This is a genomic window from Arthrobacter sp. SIMBA_036 (assembly GCF_046535135.1).
In the GTDB taxonomy this organism is placed as follows: Bacteria; Actinomycetota; Actinomycetes; order Actinomycetales; family Micrococcaceae; genus Arthrobacter.
Map to the genome: position 1 here is coordinate 1 of NZ_JAWRXG010000227.1, position 266 is coordinate 266.

Genomic DNA, 266 nt, shown 5'->3' on the forward strand with positions numbered 1-266 from the left:
CTCGACGTTCAATGCCTTCCCGCCGATAGCCTGTTGAGGAAGATCGGCCTCCTGTCTGGCGAACGTAATCGGGAGCTTGCCGGAAGGATTGACGTCGCCGAACAGCACGTCGGCAATCGCTTGCCCGCCCCGCACGCCCGGATACCAGGTCTCGAGGACGCCGTGCACATTGGCGAGCCACGGCATCGTCACCGGACTACCGTTTTCCAGCACGACGATGATGCGCTTTGCCCGGGATGCCACCGCAGCAATCAGTGCATTCTGAT

Annotated in this window: 1 protein-coding gene; it reads right to left on the reverse strand. The window is 61.7% G+C overall.

All coding sequences use genetic code 11. The features are described 5' to 3' along the window. A partial coding sequence (locus SB659_RS19710; RefSeq protein ID WP_410551635.1) for a glycoside hydrolase family 3 protein occupies window positions 1–266 on the reverse strand: 266 nt, incomplete at both ends.